We start from the raw sequence: 15854 nt of genomic DNA on the forward strand, positions 1-15854 counted from the left end.
CAGCAGCCATGCCCCCCGCAGCCCGCACAGGCGACCCCACCGTCCACGGAGGCGTCATCGGCACCCCGCCACCGGGTGCGGTGGCCGTCGCCACCGTGCTGATCGGCGGCCGGCCGGCCGCGGTCACCGGCAGCCTGCACGTATGCGCCATGCCGCCGCACGCCCTGCTCGGACCGGGCAACGTCGTCATGCCGAACCCGGCCGCCGCGGTCGGCGGCATGGTCCTGATCGGCGGACTGCCGGCCGCTCGCATGGGGGACACCACCAGCTGCGGCGCCAAGATCATCATGGGCGCGCCGAACGTCCTGATCGGAGGCCCGGTATGAGCGGGAACGGATTCATCGGACGCGGCTGGGGCTTCCCGCTGCGGGTCGGCGCCACGGGCGGCATCGGCATGGTCGAACGGGACCAGGAGATCGAGGAGGCCATCGGCCTGGTGCTCGGCACCGCGCCCGGGGAGCGGCCGATGCGCCCCGAGTTCGGCTGCGGCATCCACGACTACGTCTTCGCGCCCGGCGACGGCGCCACGGCCGGCCGCATCGCGCACGAGGTGCGTACGTCGCTGGAGCGCTGGGAACCACGCATCGAGGTGAGGGACGTGGTGGTCGCCTTCGACACCGTCGACGAGGGAACCCTGTACATCGACGTCCACTACACCGTGCGGTCCACCAACGACCTGCGCAACCTCGTCTTCCCCTTCTACACGATCCCCTCCTCCGAGAGTCCCGAAGCGGGAGCGGCCTGATGTCCCTTCCCTCCCCCAACCTGGACGACCGCCGCTTCCAGCAACTCGTCGACGAGGCCAAGCGGTACGTCCAGCAGCGCTCTCCCGAGTGGACCGACCACAACGTGTCGGACCCCGGGGTCACGCTCATCGAGACGTTCGCGTACATGGTCGACCAGTTGCTGTACCGGCTGAACCGCGTGCCCGACCGGAACTACTCCGCCTTCCTCGATCTGCTCGGCGTGCGGCTGTTCCCGCCGACCGTCGCCCGTGCCGACGTCGACTTCTGGCTGTCCGCCCCCCAGCCGGACACCGTCCGCCTCCCGGCGGGTACGGAGGTCGCCACCGCCCGCGGCGAGACGGAGGAGGCGGTGGTCTTCTCGACCGCCGAGGACCTGGCGATCGTGCCGAGTTCCCTGGTCAGGCTGGTCACCGCCCCCATGTCCGGCGACCAGACGGACCGCACCGCGCCGCTCGGCGCGGGCAAGGACATCCCCTGCTTCCAGCCCCGGCCCGAGCCGGGTGACGCCCTGCTGTTCGGGCTGCCCACCGCCGTGCCCCGGTGCATCGTCGCCGTACGTCTCGACAGCCGGGTGGAGGGTGTCGGCGTCGACCCCCGTCAGCCGCCGCTGGTGTGGGAGGCGTGGGACGGCGCCCGCTGGGTGACCTGCCGGACGGGCACCGACAGCACCGGAGGGCTCAACAAGCCCGGCGAGATCACCGTGTTCGTGCCCGCCGGGCACACGGCCTCGGTGACGGCCGGAGTGCGGGCCGGCTGGTTGCGCTGCCGGGTCACCGCACCCGAGCCGGGGCAGCCCTTCTACTCGGAGTCGCCGACGATCCGCGAGGCCGAGGTGTTCACCGTCGGCGGCACCACCGGCGTCGAACACGCGGAGACCGTCCTCGACGTACCGCTCGGGACCTCCGAAGGGGTCGCCGGCCAGCGCTTCTCCGTGGCCAAGGTGCCGCTCCTGATGGACGGGGACCCGCCCGTCGTGCAGGTGTCCTCGGCCGAGGGCTGGCAGGTCTGGACACCGGTGGAGCACTTCGGTGCCTCCTCCCCGGGCGACCGGCACGTGCGGATCGACGCCGTCACCGGCGAGTTCGCCTTCCCGCCGGAGGTGCGCGAGGCGGACGGCACGATGCGCGTCTACGGGGCGGTGCCCCCGAAGGGCGCCCAGCTCCGGGTCCCCCACTACCGGACGGGCGGCGGGGGCGCCGGGAACGTGGCGCGCGGCGCCATCCGCGTCCTGCGCAGCTCGGTGCCGTACGTCGCCTCCGTCGACAACCGCGAGGCGGCACGGGGCGGGGTCGACGGCGAGAGCGTCGAGAACGCCAAGGTCCGCGCGCCCCACATCCTCCGCGTCCAGGAGCGGGCCGTCACGGCCGAGGACTACGAGGTCATCGCCCGGGAGGCCGCGCGCTCGCTGCGCAGGGTCCGCTGTCTGCCCGCCGTCGCGGGCGAGGCCGGCGCGGTGCGGGTCCTGGTGGTGCCCGACGCGGTTCCCGACGAGGGCGGCCGGCTGAGGTTCGAGCAGCTGATCCCGCCGGACTCGGTGCTGGCGACGGTCGCCGAGCGGCTCGACGAGCGGCGACTGGTCGGCACCCGGCTGATCGTGGAACCGCCCGCCTACCAGGGCGTCACCGTGGTCGCCGAACTCGTCGCGGCCGACGACGAGGTGGACCGCGTGCGGGCCGAGGCGCTCGACGCGCTGTTCCGCCACATCGACCCGCTGCGGGGCGGCGCGGACCGGACCGGCTGGCCGTTCGGCAGGCCCGTCCAGTACGGCGAGATCTTCGCCGTACTGCAGGCCGTGCGCGGAGTCCGCCTGGTGGACGAGGTACGGCTGTTCCCCGCCGACCCGCTCACGGGCCGCCGGGGACCCGCTGCGGACCGGATCGACGTCGCCGCGAACGCCCTCGTCTTCTCCCACCAGCACCAGATCGTCGTCACCGCGGCCGGGGCGGGTGACCGCGGATGACCAGGGCCTCGGTCCCCGGGCTCCCCAGCCGCTACCCGATCGGCGGACTGCTGCCCGCCCTGTACGCGGACGACGACCTCGCCCAGCGCTTCACGGCGGGCCTCGACACCGTCCTGGCCCCCGTCCTGTCCACCCTCGACAACCTCCCGGCCTACTTCGACCCCGCGCTGACCCCGGACGACTTCCTGCCCTGGCTGGCGTCGTGGGTCGGGGCCGACATCGACCCGGCCTGGCCGGTGGAGCTGCGCCGGGCCGTCGTCGCCCGCGCCGTCGAGTTGCACCGCTGGCGCGGTACGCGCCGGGGTCTGGTGGAACACCTGCGGCTCTGCTTCGGTGTGGAGGCCGTCATCCACGACGGTGGCGGGGCCACCTGGTCCTCGGAGCCGGGTACGGACCTGCCCGCGCCCCCGACCGGGGAACTGCTGGTACGGGTCCGGGCACCCGCCGGAAGGCCGGTGGACGCGGCCCGCGTCCTGGCCGTGGTCCGGGCCTCGTGCCCCGCACACCTCACCTGCCGGGTGGAGATCCTGCCGGGCGCACCGGACGAGACTGGAGACTGACATGACGCGCTCGTGCCCGGCGTGCGGAGCCGCCAACGAGGACGACGAGGACTTCTGCGGAAGCTGCGGTACGTACCTGGGCGGGTCCTCGCGCCGCTCCCGTACGCCGGTACGCGCGCCGGAGGCCGACGCCCCGACGCCCGCGCCGGAACCCGAGGCCACGCCCCCGGCGCCGGTTGTCGAACCCGCGCCGGCCCCCGTCCCGGCCCCGCGTCCGGCACCGGTGCCGCCGCCGGCCCCGGTTGTCGCACCCGCACCCGCAGCCGCGCCCGAGCCCGTCGCGGAGGACCCGCCGCGGCCGCCGACGCCGGAGGCCGCCCCCGTACGACAGCCGGAACCCGCTCCCGTACGCCAGACCCCGCCCACCCCCGTACGCCCGCCCGAGCCCACCCCCGTACGACCGGCGCCGCCTGCCCCCGCCCCCGTGCGCCCGGCGCCGCCCGGCCCAGTGCGGCCGGTGCGGCAGGTGTCACCGGTGGAGGACGAGCCCGTGGGGGCCGTACAGCCCGGCGTACCGGTCGCCGCACGCCCCGTCGTCAGGCCGGTGGCGGCGGTCGACGAGCCGGACGGCACGCCCTGCCCGAAGTGCGGGGCCTCCAACCGGCCGGGCCGCAAGTTCTGCCGACGCTGCGCGGCGCCGCTGAACCCCGGTGAGCAGGATGAGGCCCTGCCCTGGTGGCGCACCAGGTGGCCCTTCAACCGCAAGGTGCGGGCAGGGTCGGGGCGGCTGCTGCGGGGGAGCGTGCTGGCCCTGCTGATCGCCGGCCTCCTGGTCGCGGGCTTCCTGCTCGTACCGGCAGGGCGCTACGTCGTCGAGGACGTACGGGACAAGCTCGGCGGAACGGGGGAGATCAGCCCCTCCGACGCCACGGCGAGCGCCTCCGCCCCCGGCCACGCGGCGAAGTCGGCCACGGACGGGGTGACGAACAGCTACTGGGGCGCCCCGAAGGTCGGCGACTCGTTGACCGCCGAGTTCGACACACCGTTCCGGCTGGTCGGCGTCACGGTGTACACCGGGGTGTCGACGAAGCCCGAGGTGTTCCGGACGGGTGCGAGGGCGACCAAGGCCGACCTCGTCATCAGGACGAAGGACGGGACGGAGCACGAGAAGACGATGACGCTCACGGACAAGCCCGGCGAGCAGTCCGTACGGATGGGCATCAGCGATGTCGTCTCCATCCGGTTCGTCGTGCGGGAAGCAGCCGGACAGGAGGGCGGAGGGCCGATCGCCGTCGGGGAGGTCGAGTACTTCAAGCGGACGTGAGTTTCAGCCGGCGTGGCGCTGCTCGTAGCGCGACGCTGCCTCCAGCAGCCAGGTGTCCGCCCCGTCCGTCCGATCGACCGGCCCGATCAGGCGGGCGCCCTCCAGGCAGCGCGGGTCGTCGGCCTCGGCAAGTCCGCAGACGGCCTTAACGCGTACCAACTGGTCGTCCTCGTACAGGAATCCCGCAAGGATGTCGCAGACAGCGGGGCCGCGACCCTCGAACAGATAGAGGAGCTCGCACACGACCCCGCGGACGCGGGCGTCGGGGTCGCGGGCCAGCGCGGCGAGCACCCCCAACGCCTCGGGGTGCGTGAAGGCGTATCGCGTTCTGAACAGCGTCGAGGGCACCTGGACGCGGACCCTCGGGTCCGGGTGCGCGCGGTGGGCCATCCCCACTTCCTCGGCCTTCGGGTCGTCGAGGAAGTTCAGCCCGCTCAGTACCGACGCGAGCACCGCCGGGTCCGTCTCCTCGGCGACCCACGGCATGAGGACGTCCAGGGCCCGCCGCTCCCAAGGGCAGTCCTCCGAGTCGGCGTGTTGGCCGACGATGACGAAATCCCGTACGAGGTCCGCAGCGAACAGCCGGCGCCGTGGATCAGGGTCGGAGCGCAGCGCCAGGGCCGCCTCCCAGGTCTCCGCGTCGGATCGCTGGGCGAGCACGATCGTCGCCTGCGCCCAGTTGGCGTGGTTCTCGTCGGTGTCGGTGAGGGCCCGGCCGAGCAGGTCGTCGAAGGACGGACGCCATCCGAACGCCGCTTCCAAGCGGGTGAGCACGGCCGGATGACCGTCGCAGACGCTCATCCCATCGAGCGTGAGCACGTCGTACTCGCTGACGCGGTGCCGGTCGGAGATCCGGCGCCTTCCGACCGGACCCGTCGCACCGGTCGCGAGGCGGAGCCCGCCTTCGGCGCCCCTCTCGCACCAGTGCCGAGCACAGGTCACGAGGGCCGCCCGCTTCTCGTCCGTGAGCCGGTCCGAGGCGGGGAGGAGCAGGGCGTCGGTCAGATCGGCGTGGCCGGAGGCGACGGCCCGCAGCAATGGTGTGCTCCCGTCGGACAGCGACCGTAGCGGATCGGCACCGGCGTCCAACAGGGCATCCGCGACGACTTCGTCGAACGCGTCGACGGCGAGGCACAGCACGGGGATGCCGTCGGTGTCCGTCGCCTCCGGATCGGCGCCCGCACTCAGCAGGTCCCGCACGGCGTGGGCGCGACCGGCGCGCACCGTATCGATCAGCCGGACCTCCGCCGATGCCCTGTCCCCGCCCTTGGCCGCCACGACGGCCAGGCTAAGGGCCGGGGCGGCTCAGGAGGGGAACCGGGGTTCCTCGGCCACGAGTTGAGCGGTCATCACACCGTGCCCCCGCCGCGTGGACCGCCTTTCCGGGCCACGCCGCGAACGGCTGAGCCGCGCGCCCGGGCCAACCAACTGTGCCCTGGGAGACCTGGAACCGGAGCCGCGCCCCGGGGTATGCAGGGAGAGTCATTCTCCTAGCAGGAAGAGGTCTCCATGCGCAGCCAGGACGGTGCTGAGAAGACCGGTGCGGCCCAAGGTCCCGCTCAGGCGCGCAAGCCCGCGGCCGCGAACGGGGGGCCGGGCGCCGGGCGCCTCGCCCTCCAGGGCACCATCGGGAACGCGGCCGTCGTCCAGATGCTGCGGGCCGCCGGTCACCCGTCCGCCCAGGACCGGCACCGGCACGGTGCCGGTTGTGGCCACGAGGAGGCGGAGCGGCCCTCGGTGCAGCGCTCGGCCGTGAGGGATGTGCTGCGCTCGGCCGGCAGGCCGCTGGACAGCGCCGTCCGCACGGACATGGAGTCCCGGCTCGGGGCGGACTTCTCCGATGTCCGCGTCCACAACGACGCTGCCGCCAAGGCGTCGGCCGCCGAAGTCGGTGCCCGCGCCTACACCTCCGGCCACCATGTCGTCATCGGCGCCGGCGGAGCCGACAAGCACACGCTGGCCCATGAGCTCACCCACGTCATCCAGCAGCGCCAAGGCCCCGTCGCCGGGACCGACAACGGCTCCGGACTCAGCGTCTCCGACCCCTCCGACCGGTTCGAACGGGAGGCGGAGGCCAACGCGACCCGGGTCATGCGGGCACCCGCACCGGGTCGGCGCGAGGACCTCACCGCCCAGCGTTCCGCGTCCTCGGGCACCGCGCTCCAGCGCGCACAACCGCCGGTCGTGCAGCGAGCCCCGCTCCCGGGCTACAACCAGCGGGTCGACTACCCGCAGGGAGCCCACACCGTGACGATCAACGGCACGGCGGGCAACGTGGGGATAGAGATGATGGGGGAGCTCTTCGCCGGCCAGCTCGGGACGGGACAGGCGCCCACGGTGCAACCCGCCTGGTGGCCGCCGAGCGGCACTCCGATCGGGGACTGGTTCAAGAACTACATGGTGCAGGGGCATCTCCTGAACCACAACCTGGGTGGCTCGGGAAAGAATCTGGAGAATCTGACCCCGCTGGTCAGGCAGGCCAACAGTCAGCACCACGCGAAGGTCGAGAAGAGTCTCAAGGGGGCCATTCTCCAGTCGGGACACACTGCCCGCTATCACGTGACGGCGGACTTCAGCACCCACCCCACAGCGGCCGACATGAAAATGACGCCAGGATCTCCGGAAGCCATTGCCTTCGACAGCATCTACCGGTTCGGCCTTCCCGGGATGATCAGGGCGGAATACACCTTGTACGACGCCAATGGCAAGAATCTGGGCGGGGATGCGTGGGAGATTGAAAACAACAACATGTAGCACCTGTGACCGGCGGATTCAACGGGCGACGCGACGGAAGACACACACATGAGCAATGCAAGGGACCGACTCGACTCGCTGGTCGCTGAACTCCGCGAGAACCCCCGTGTCGAGCTACTGGACTGCACGCTGACGGAGCCCCTCCCGTCCGACCAGGTCTCCCGCGTCATCGCGGAGTCGGGCGACCGGCTACCCGCCGGAGTGGAGGAGTTCTACCGGCAGGTGGGGTCCTTCAGGCTCGACTGGCGGTGCACCGTCCCCGAAATCCAGCAAGGGGACAGCTCGGATCATGGCCTGGTCGATATCCTGCCCCTCGACAAAGTGCTCGGGGACTGGAGCGGGGTGACCTGGTTCCCGGAGGGGGAACAGGAATTCCGCCCTGTGGTGCCCTTCGACTTCTTCACCCCGGAAGCGTGTGTGGCGTTCGAGCGGGGGGATGGTGGCGTCTTCAAGGAGAAGCTCAGCTATCACTACTTCGGCGAAGAGCTGACCTCCACGCACCGCACCTTCTCCGAGTACCTCGATCTCCTGATCGCCTCACGCGGATACTGGTACTGGCCGAAAACGCTGTGCGCCGGGTACGAGGACAGTGCGGAAGTCGCGGACTTCCGACGGAACATGCCTCTCATCTTCCTGGACTACGACGACGCGATGTTCCAGCCGCGGCCGGAAGGGAAGTAGGCGATACCGGCCCGCCCCACAGGCGTCGCCTCGTGGCGTCCACCGGCCCCCTTCCTGCCGCCCCGACCCGTCCGGAACTGTCAAACGTACGCACGTGCGAAAGCCTGGGCGAAGTCGGAGTCGCTCACCGTTCCGTTTCCGCCCCCGCCGACGCGGTAGCCCCGGCCGGCGAGCGCATTGACGGGGTCGAGGACGTCATGCATGAAATGGCGGATCCAGTCGTGCCTGTCCTGTGCCTCGTACAGGGACATGGGCGTGAGGATCGCCAGACTGCCACCGGGATATCCGACGACACCCCAGAACATGCGGTACTGCGCCATGGTGCTCAGGATCATGCCGTTGGCCCGGACTTCGTGATCATCCGATAGGCGCGGGGCTGCCTCGTGGATCGCCCTCGCCGTCTCGCTCTGGTCGCCGGATCCGTGCACCGTGATGACGAGTCCGGATGCGTCGACCAGTCGGTAAAGGGACTCTACGCGCGTGCCGTGAGCGTTCGCGTTGATGGCGAGGCTGAACATTTCGTGATCCCCCAACTGCGATTCGATGACAGAACTTCTCGGTGCGCTACCGTCCGGGCGCCCGCCCCGGCCACGTCGAAAGGACGGTCAACGCGCTGACTTGGCCTGCCGCGCCCTTATCGGTGAGCCCGGCGGGCCAGGTCGAGCATTTCCTCGTAAGCGTCCAGCGGGCCGCCGCCGCTCTCGGGGCTTTCAGCCCTCGTCGCCGCAGCCCTGACACGGAGTGCGAGGGACCTTCGTGGCGAAACACTTGCCGCACTTCACGGTTTCAGCCATACCGACCGCCCAACTTTCTGCGTGGGGTCTCAAAGTCTGGCGAGCATAGCGCCGACGTGGTGAAGGGGAGGGGGTCCGTGGGCAACTCGGTTACGCGGGGGCGCTGTTCAGTGCGGGGGGCGGCCTTTCCGATGCTCGGCCGCGACGGACTGCGTGCCCGGATATCCCCGATGAGCAGGGCTTTTGCCGCTGCTCGAACGCCTGCGCGGTCGCCTTGGTGATGAGCCGACTCGACGACGTGCGTACGCACCCCGGCACAGGCGCATTACCGCACCGAGCGTAGTGCGGTGACTTCGCCCGCGCACGTCCGAGACTCCAAGGTCACCGACGGCCCCACCTTCGCCGTCGCCCCCGCCCGGACCGCCTCCTGGGCCACGCCGTGAACGGCCGACGTCATAAGGCGGCCCCCGCACTCCCGTCGCATGAGAGTGCAGGGGCCCCTTCCCGTACGGGCTTCCGGCTAGCCGCTGATGCCGCGCCTGCGCCGGATCCAGAGCAGGGCTCCGCCGGCCGCGAGGAGCGCGGCGGCGATACCTGCGATGGTCAGTACCTGGGTGCCGGTGTCGGCCATGCTGCCGTCCTGGTCACCCCCTCCGGTGGGCGGCGTGCTGTGGCCGCCGTCGCCGGACGGGTCCGGGGCCGGAGTGTGGGTCGGGGACGGTGTGCCGGTCGGTTCGTGGGTGGGTGTGCCGGTCGGTGTGGGGGAGGGGGTCGGGGCGGGGCCGCCGCCACCGGTCTTCCCGCTGTTGTCGCCGCCCATCACCGTGGTGCCGGTCGCCTGGTAGCCGAGGGCCTCGTTGCGTGAACCCTTGGTGACGGAGGGCAGGTTGGGCTTCTCGGCCTGGAACCGGGCCTTGCTGACCTTCTCCTGGGGCTGCTTGGTCAGGTCGACGCCGCCGACGGTGTAGACCCAGACCTCACCGTTGACGGGGATGTCGTACTTGAAGTCGCCCTCGCTGTAGGAGCGCTTCATCTCCTTCCAGACGGTCTTCTTGTCCCAGTCGGCGTTCTTGCCGCGCAGCGGCCAGCGCTTCACCTGATTGCTGTCGATGATCTTGCTGAAGGATCCGCCGAAGGCCTTCTTGTCCTGGGCGACGGTCTGGCGGACGTACTCGGCGGCGATGCGGGCCTTGTAGACGCGGCGCAGATCGGCGTACTTGGGTGCTTCGTTGATCTGCTTCTGGACCACCGGCAGCACGGTCTGCCGGTAGACGTCCATGTTGTGGGCCGTCTGCTCCTTGGTCAGGGTGCAGGGCATGCCGCCACCGGGGCCGGGCGTGCTGTAGTCCTGGGCGACCGTTTTGACGTCGAGCGGCGCGCTCAGGATGTAGGCGCCGTCGTCCTCGATGCGGACCTCGGCCTTCTTCGGCACGATCCAGTTGCGGGTGGAGCCCATGCAGGGCGCTCCGTCGACCTTCGTGATCTCGTCCCAGAACCGCTTTCCGGCGTCCGTCTTCGGGTCCTCCGCACGACCGAAGTCGTGCTTCATCTCCATGTCGGCCTCGAGCAGGACGCGGCCGGCGTCGGTCTCGTCGAACGGCGCGTCCATGATCGTGTCCGGGTCGTCCGGATTGAGGTTGACCCAGAAGTGATCGGGTGTGAGCGCGAGCCAGGTGAAGAAGGCGTCCGAGGTCAGCTGGGCCTTCTCCTGGCCGCCGTAACCGGGTGCCGTCTCCTCGTCGGTGTTCTTCGCGCTGAAGGCGTACGAGAGGTTCCCGGTCTTCGTCTGCCCGATGTACGAGATGTCGAGGGTGGAGAAGTCGACACCGCCCGGGCTGCGGAGTCCGTTGCCGGGCTGCTGGACCAGGCCGCGTGCCCGCTCGATCTGGCGGCGGGCGTCCTCAGGGGTGGGTGCGGACCTGCGGGCCATGTCGGCGCCTGAGCCGAAGGAGGGGCGGCTCGGGTCCGGCGTCATCAGCTGGTTGCTGCGCGGGGTGTACGTGCCGACGGTGAAGCGAGGATTCGGGGTGGCGCCGTGCCGGTAGTACTTCACGCCGGCGGCCTTGTACTTGGCGACCGTCTTCCCGTCGGGCTCCTGCCCGTTGATGTAGACGACCTTCCAGCCGCGGCGTACGAGTTCGGCGTCGATCTTCAGCTGCCGGGCGTCGTAGCCGATCCCGGACTTGACCTCGTAGACGGTTCGGGTGCGCTGGTTGACCGCGTCGAAGACGCGACCGTTCTTCATCACGTCCTTGCCGAGGGTCCGCTCGAGGTCCTTGTGCAGCTCGGGGTTGAGGTCGCGGAGGTTCTTCTGGCAGATCCAGTCCACGCCGCCGAGGTCGAAGTACTTCACGACCTCCGACTCGAACCCGTTGCCCCGCTTGTTGTTGCCCTCGTTGCGGGAGTAGATGTTGTTCAGCCACTCGTTGAACGAGCCCTTGTAGGGCTTGGATCCGGCCTGGGTCTGCTTCCAGGTCGTGACCGCGTTCTCGGGTGTTCCCCACGTGTAGTTCTTCGGGTTGTCCCCGTCGGGCAGATCGATCAGCCCGGGGTCGGTGAGCGCCTCGAAGCCCTTGGCGAGGTGGTCGTAGCCGTAGAAGCGGTCCTCGGCGTTCGGCGTCTTCCACTGGTTCGGACCGGCGGGCCTGGACCCGGGCAGTTTGTAGGACGGTGGCGGTGTCGGGCTCGTGCCGTACTTGTCCATACAGCGGCCCAGCATCGGCTTCGGCGGCGCCGCTTCGGCGTTGTGATGCAGACCGGGCAGCGGTCCGGCGACCAGTACGGTCGCGCCGAACGCGACGGCCGCCATGCGAAGCCGTAACCAGCCGGGTGCGCGTATCGCGAATTGCATGTGTGTGTCCCTCGTGGGGGCAGCGGTCAGCCCGTGTGCACAGGGCAGGCACGGGAGGGTCGGCGGTGCATGGCCCCCGTCGATGCCACCGCCTCGCCCGACACCGTAGCCTCCGGCAGCCCCGGAACCACAAGGGATACACAGGCGTGGCGCACAACAAGCACAGGTCCTTCAAGGCTGTTCGGCACCGGTAAGGGGCGGCGGCCTACGCTTGGCGTTCATGACCACCAACCCGCGCCGCCCCACCCACGAGGAGCTCCTCGACCGGTGGCTGGACGACCTGCAGGTGCTGACCGCACGCCTCGAACAGGTGCATCTTCCGCGCGACTTCCCCTTCGACTACACGCCCGCGTCCCTGGCGGAGCTCGAACGCGAGCTCCTGGAAGCGGAGTTCGACGACGGTTTCCGGCAGGCCGCGACCCCCTACATCGGGGAAGTCCTCATGGACGCGTGCGGTGGCCGGTGGGACATCGACCCCGAAGCGGGGGGTGGGGACGGTGAACCGTTCGTCCGTCCCGACCCGGCCCTCGGTCTGCCGCCCGTGTTCATCGGTGTCCTCGTCGACGTCGCCCTGGCCGAGGGCTCCGGCGAGGTGTTCGCCCGGGAGCGGGAGGAGCTGACCGAGGCCGTGTCCCACCGGCGCCTGACCGTCCCGGGCTGGGAACCGCTCAAGGAACGCTCCCCACTGGACCCGATCGGCCCCCAGCCGGGGGACGCATGGCTGCGGCGGTGGCTCGCCGCCCGGGAGGACTCCCACCCGTCCTGGGCGCAGTCGCCGTCAGGGGCCGCGGAAACCGGTGAGTGGGACTTCTCCCCCGCGACGCTGGACGCTTTGGAGCGGCGGGTACGGGCCAGGTACGACACCCTCCGCGACTTCGACGCCGACCGGGAGGGGCCGTTCCTCCAGGGCGCCGCCTGGTACCTGGGACAGGTCATCTGCCTGCACCACGACAGCACCTGGGTGCACTGGGCGATCGAGCGGGACGCACCGCGCGGCAGCCATCACCACGAGGACAATCCCTGGTCCGGCATCCCCTTCACCCACCAGCCCCACAAGCGCCGTGCCCGTCCCCGCGACCCGCTCGGCATGCTGCGCGGCCTCATCCGCTACGGCACCGACTACCACCTGAGCGGCCTCATCGCCGATGTCTAGAACCCCACCGTCCAGCGCCTCACAGCCCCGGCGCCCCCCACACCGGGAACCACCGCCCCAAATCCTTCTCCACCCGCAGGTCGTCCCCGAGGGCGGCCCGGACCTGCAACTCCAGCTGGTTGTCCCGCTTCTCGCCGCCTCCCGGCACCGGGGCGAACGGGTAGAACGTGCCACGCTTGTAGAGGTAGACGAGCGCCAGCGGCCGGCCCTCCGCGTCGCGGAAGCCGATCAGTGAGCAGAGCAGTTGCGGGCCGAAGCCGCCGTCCTGGAGCAGGGTGTTGACCGCGTGCAGGTCGTTGACCAGGGCGGCCGTGTCATCGGCCGGCTGCCGCGCGAGCAGCCAGGTGTAGCCGTACGAGTCCCGGCCGAACTCCACCGGGATCCCGCCGCGTCCCGTGTCCGCGTCGAGCAGTTCCCGTACGTCCTGCTGGATACGGGCGAAGGTTCCGCCCTCCACGCCCGCGAAGCACACCGAGCCCCGGCCGGTCGGGACGAAACCCGTGGCCGCCTGGAGGGTGAGGGCGGCGGACGGGACGGCGAAGAGCTGGTCGAGGTCGGGGCGGACCGGCTTGCTGCGGCCCAGGATCGTGTCGAGCAGGCCCACGGGGGCTCCTTACGGACGGGACAGGTCGGCGGAGATGCGGGCCAGCTGGTCCAGTCGCTGTTCCAGCGTCGGGTGCGAGGAGAGCAGCCGGCTCAGGCTCTCCTTGGACGAGAAGGCCGGGACGAAGTAGAAGGCGTTGTACGGCTCCGCCTTCCGCAGGTCCTCCGTCGGGATCCGGGCCATCTGGCCGCTCACCTTGGTGAGGGCGGACGCGAGGGCCGAGGGCCTGCCGGTGAGCAGGGCGGCCGTGCGGTCGGCGGAGAGCTCGCGGTAGCGCGAGAGCAGCCGGGTGAGCAGGAAGCTCAGCGCGTAGACGACCGCGCTGATCAGCGGGATCAGCATGATCGCGATGCCCATGGGGTCGTTGCTGCGGCTGTTGCGGGAGAAGCCGCCCCACAGGGCCACCCGGGTGATGATGCCCGCGAGCACGCCGAGGAACGAGGCGATCGTCATGACGGCGACGTCGCGGTGCGCGACGTGCGACATCTCGTGGGCGAGGACGCCCTCCAGTTCCTCCGGCTCCAGTCTTCGCAGGAGCCCCGTCGTGGCGCAGACCAGGGCCGTCTTCTCGCTGCGGCCGGTGGCGAAGGCGTTCGGTACGTCGCTCTCGGCGATGGCCACGCGCGGCTTCGGCATGTCGGCGAGCGCGCAGATCCGGTCGATCGCGCCGTGCAGTTCCGGCGCCTGCCCGGGCGTGACCTCACGGGCCCCCATGCTGAAGGCCGCGATGCGGTCGCTGAACCAGAACTGGGCGACGAACATGCCCCCGGTGATGATCAGGATGATCGGCCAGGCGCCGCGCAGTACGGCCAGCAGGACGCCGACCAGGACCACGTACAGCAGGCCGATCAGGAACATGGTGGAGACCATGCGGGTGGTGAGACCGCGGTCGGGGGCGTACCGGCTACGGGTTTTGGTCATCGGTGACCTCCAGTCCTCGCCTGCCTCCCATAGTGCTCCTCGGCTGTTGAATGCGGATAAGAGCGGAGGGGCGCGGATGAGGCCGGCGCGGGCGGAGTCATTTGGCCGAACACCGCCTAGCCGTTTAGGTGCCTGGGGCATCTAGTGGGAGGTGATCGGCAGGACACCCCCCTCTCCTTGCGAGGTCCGCCAATGACACAGACCGAGACAGAGACCGTTTCCTTCCCGCAGAACCGCACCTGCCCCTATCACCCGCCGACCGGCTATCCGAGCGCGAGCCGAGGCCAGCAGTCGGTGTCCCGTGTGCGGCTCTTCGACGGCCGTACGGTGTGGCTGGTGACCGGGCACGCCGAGGCGCGGGCGCTCCTGGTGGACCCGAGGCTCTCGGCCGACCGGGAGAATCCCGCGTTCCCGATCTTCGCCCAGCGGCTGGCCACCACCACCCAGCGGCGCATCGAGCTGCTCGGCCTCGACGATCCGGAGCACAACGTGCAGCGCCGGATGCTGATCCCGAGCTTCACGGTCAGGAGGGCGGCGGCGCTGCGGCCGGGCATCCGGGAGATCGTCGACCGGCTGCTCGACGCGGTGGTGGAGCAGGGCCCGCCCGCCGAGCTGGTCAACGCCTTCGCGCTGCCGGTGCCCTCCATGGTCATCTGCGCCCTGCTCGGCGTGCCCTACGGGGACCACGAGTTCTTCGAGGCGCAGTCCCGCAAGCTGCTGCGCGGCCCCGCGGGCTCCGATGTCGAGGCGGCACGGGACGCCCTGAGCGAGTACTTCCGCGTACTGATCGAGCGCAAGCGGCGGGAGCCGGGCGAAGGGCTGCTCGACGAGCTCATCGCCCAACAGCTGGAGACCGGGGCGGTGAACCTCGACGAGCTGGTGCGGCTGGCCCAGATCCTGCTCGTGGCCGGCCACGAGACCACGGCGAACATGATCTCGCTCGGCACCCTCACGCTCCTCCAGCACCCGGACCAGCTGGCCCTGCTGCGGGAGGGTGGCGACGGCATCCCGGCCGCCGTGGAGGAACTGCTGCGCTTCCTGTCCATCGCCGACGGGCTCTCACGGGTGGCGGTCGAGGACATCGAGGTGGGCGGGGTGACCTTCCGGGCGGGTGACGGGGTCCTGTTGTCCACCGCCGTGGTCAACCGCGACGAGGCCGCCTTCCCGTCGCCGGACGAGCTGGACCTCGGGCGCGGGGCGCGCAACCACGTCGCCTTCGGGTTCGGCATCCACCAGTGCCTGGGGCAGAACCTGGCCCGGGCCGAGCTGGAGATCGCGCTGCCCGCGCTCTTCGACCGGCTGCCCGGCCTGCGGCTCGCGGTGCCCGCCGAGGAGATCCCGTTCAAAGCCGGGGACACGGTCCAGGGGCTCATCGAACTGCCCGTGACGTGGTGACCGTAAGCCGAGCGGAAGGACGGACGGACATGCGGATCGACATCGACAGGGACGTGTGCATCGGGGCCGGGCAGTGCGCGCTCGCCGCACCGAAGGTGTTCACCCAGGACGACGACGGGTTCAGCGAACTCCTGCCCGCGCCGGAGCCCGGGCCCATGGTGGGCGAAGCCGCCCGCGCGTGCCCCGTACGGGCCATCACGGTCACCTGAACCCGCCGGCCGGGGCGCGGCC

General features: G+C 70.8%; 15 protein-coding genes. 10 read left to right on the top strand and 5 right to left on the bottom strand.

Features of this window, described 5'->3' with window-relative positions; genetic code table 11:
• Positions 1 to 8 precede the first annotated feature (8 nt).
• The 5 genes from ACFYPA_RS16830 to ACFYPA_RS16850 are packed head-to-tail and all read left to right on the top strand — an operon-like array spanning position 9 to position 4530.
• Complete coding sequence (locus ACFYPA_RS16830) at positions 9 to 326, top strand: PAAR domain-containing protein (RefSeq protein WP_359078091.1); 318 nt, start codon at positions 9 to 11, stop codon at positions 324 to 326.
• Positions 323 to 745 carry a GPW/gp25 family protein gene (locus ACFYPA_RS16835; RefSeq protein WP_359078093.1) on the top strand — a complete coding sequence of 141 codons (423 nt, stop codon included), beginning with the start codon at positions 323 to 325 and terminating at the stop codon, positions 743 to 745. Before ACFYPA_RS16830 ends, ACFYPA_RS16835 begins: the two co-directional genes overlap by 4 nt.
• Positions 745 to 2706: a putative baseplate assembly protein gene (locus ACFYPA_RS16840; RefSeq protein ID WP_359078095.1), complete on the top strand. Its 1962-nt coding sequence runs from the start codon at positions 745 to 747 to the stop codon at positions 2704 to 2706. Before ACFYPA_RS16835 ends, ACFYPA_RS16840 begins: the two co-directional genes overlap by 1 nt.
• Positions 2703 to 3266 carry a phage tail protein gene (locus ACFYPA_RS16845; RefSeq protein WP_359078097.1) on the top strand — a complete coding sequence of 188 codons (564 nt, stop codon included), beginning with the start codon at positions 2703 to 2705 and terminating at the stop codon, positions 3264 to 3266. Before ACFYPA_RS16840 ends, ACFYPA_RS16845 begins: the two co-directional genes overlap by 4 nt.
• Position 3267: 1 nt before the next feature.
• Positions 3268 to 4530, top strand: coding sequence for an NADase-type glycan-binding domain-containing protein (locus ACFYPA_RS16850; RefSeq protein ID WP_389132462.1), 1263 nt, complete (start codon positions 3268 to 3270; stop codon positions 4528 to 4530).
• A gap of 3 nt (positions 4531 to 4533) precedes the next feature.
• On the opposite strand, the gene ACFYPA_RS16855 is transcribed toward ACFYPA_RS16850, so the two are convergent.
• Entirely contained in the window at positions 4534 to 5808 is a 1275-nt protein-coding gene (locus ACFYPA_RS16855; protein ID WP_389132465.1) for an ankyrin repeat domain-containing protein, read from the bottom strand.
• A 231-nt stretch (positions 5809 to 6039) separates the two neighbouring features.
• On the opposite strand from ACFYPA_RS16855, the gene ACFYPA_RS16860 reads away from it, so the two are divergent.
• A complete protein-coding gene (locus ACFYPA_RS16860; RefSeq protein WP_389132467.1) occupies positions 6040 to 7284 on the top strand; it encodes a DUF4157 domain-containing protein in 1245 nt (414 codons plus the stop codon).
• Between the two features lie 48 nt (positions 7285 to 7332).
• On the top strand, positions 7333 to 7965 hold the full coding sequence (locus tag ACFYPA_RS16865; protein ID WP_389132470.1) for a hypothetical protein: 633 nt from the start codon (positions 7333 to 7335) through the stop codon (positions 7963 to 7965).
• A gap of 80 nt (positions 7966 to 8045) precedes the next feature.
• Here ACFYPA_RS16865 and ACFYPA_RS16870 read toward each other — a convergent pair whose 3' ends face one another.
• Positions 8046 to 8483, bottom strand: a complete 438-nt coding sequence (locus ACFYPA_RS16870; protein ID WP_389132472.1) for a hypothetical protein — start codon at positions 8481 to 8483, stop codon at positions 8046 to 8048.
• Between the two features lie 736 nt (positions 8484 to 9219).
• Complete coding sequence (locus tag ACFYPA_RS16875) at positions 9220 to 11508, bottom strand: LPXTG cell wall anchor domain-containing protein (RefSeq protein ID WP_389132475.1); 2289 nt, start codon at positions 11506 to 11508, stop codon at positions 9220 to 9222.
• 262 nt (positions 11509 to 11770) lie between these two features.
• On the opposite strand from ACFYPA_RS16875, the gene ACFYPA_RS16880 reads away from it, so the two are divergent.
• On the top strand, positions 11771 to 12703 hold the full coding sequence (locus tag ACFYPA_RS16880) for a hypothetical protein (protein WP_389132477.1): 933 nt from the start codon (positions 11771 to 11773) through the stop codon (positions 12701 to 12703).
• Between the two features lie 19 nt (positions 12704 to 12722).
• On the opposite strand, the gene ACFYPA_RS16885 is transcribed toward ACFYPA_RS16880, so the two are convergent.
• Complete coding sequence (locus tag ACFYPA_RS16885) at positions 12723 to 13307, bottom strand: hypothetical protein (RefSeq protein WP_389132479.1); 585 nt, start codon at positions 13305 to 13307, stop codon at positions 12723 to 12725.
• Positions 13308 to 13316: 9 nt separating this feature from the next.
• Positions 13317 to 14228, bottom strand: coding sequence for a zinc metalloprotease HtpX (gene htpX / locus ACFYPA_RS16890; protein WP_359078114.1), 912 nt, complete (start codon positions 14226 to 14228; stop codon positions 13317 to 13319).
• Between the two features lie 192 nt (positions 14229 to 14420).
• Between htpX and ACFYPA_RS16895 the strand changes: the two genes are divergently transcribed.
• Both ACFYPA_RS16895 and ACFYPA_RS16900 read left to right on the top strand, forming a co-directional pair.
• Positions 14421 to 15623, top strand: coding sequence for a cytochrome P450 (locus ACFYPA_RS16895; RefSeq protein ID WP_359078116.1), 1203 nt, complete (start codon positions 14421 to 14423; stop codon positions 15621 to 15623).
• A 29-nt stretch (positions 15624 to 15652) separates the two neighbouring features.
• Positions 15653 to 15832, top strand: coding sequence for a ferredoxin (locus ACFYPA_RS16900; protein ID WP_359078118.1), 180 nt, complete (start codon positions 15653 to 15655; stop codon positions 15830 to 15832).
• The last annotated feature ends 22 nt before the right edge of the window (positions 15833 to 15854 follow it).

The sequence above is a fragment of the Streptomyces sp. NPDC005775 genome, assembly GCF_042871565.1.
In the GTDB taxonomy this organism is placed as follows: domain Bacteria; phylum Actinomycetota; class Actinomycetes; order Streptomycetales; family Streptomycetaceae; genus Streptomyces.

Bases quoted from the DNA above. Each gene is read 5' to 3' on its own strand.
- ACFYPA_RS16830 (WP_359078091.1), top strand. From the start codon at position 9: ATGCCCCCCGCAGCCCGCACAGGCGACCCCACCGTCCACGGAGGCGTC.
- ACFYPA_RS16835 (WP_359078093.1), top strand. From the start codon at position 323: ATGAGCGGGAACGGATTCATCGGACGCGGCTGGGGCTTCCCGCTGCGG.
- ACFYPA_RS16840 (WP_359078095.1), top strand. From the start codon at position 745: ATGTCCCTTCCCTCCCCCAACCTGGACGACCGCCGCTTCCAGCAACTC.
- ACFYPA_RS16845 (WP_359078097.1), top strand. From the start codon at position 2,703: ATGACCAGGGCCTCGGTCCCCGGGCTCCCCAGCCGCTACCCGATCGGC.
- ACFYPA_RS16850 (WP_389132462.1), top strand. From the start codon at position 3,268: ATGACGCGCTCGTGCCCGGCGTGCGGAGCCGCCAACGAGGACGACGAG.
- ACFYPA_RS16860 (WP_389132467.1), top strand. From the start codon at position 6,040: ATGCGCAGCCAGGACGGTGCTGAGAAGACCGGTGCGGCCCAAGGTCCC.
- ACFYPA_RS16865 (WP_389132470.1), top strand. From the start codon at position 7,333: ATGAGCAATGCAAGGGACCGACTCGACTCGCTGGTCGCTGAACTCCGC.
- ACFYPA_RS16870 (WP_389132472.1), bottom strand. From the start codon at position 8,483: ATGTTCAGCCTCGCCATCAACGCGAACGCTCACGGCACGCGCGTAGAG.
- ACFYPA_RS16875 (WP_389132475.1), bottom strand. From the start codon at position 11,508: ATGGCGGCCGTCGCGTTCGGCGCGACCGTACTGGTCGCCGGACCGCTG.
- ACFYPA_RS16880 (WP_389132477.1), top strand. From the start codon at position 11,771: ATGACCACCAACCCGCGCCGCCCCACCCACGAGGAGCTCCTCGACCGG.
- htpX (WP_359078114.1), bottom strand. From the start codon at position 14,228: ATGACCAAAACCCGTAGCCGGTACGCCCCCGACCGCGGTCTCACCACC.
- ACFYPA_RS16895 (WP_359078116.1), top strand. From the start codon at position 14,421: ATGACACAGACCGAGACAGAGACCGTTTCCTTCCCGCAGAACCGCACC.
- ACFYPA_RS16900 (WP_359078118.1), top strand. From the start codon at position 15,653: ATGCGGATCGACATCGACAGGGACGTGTGCATCGGGGCCGGGCAGTGC.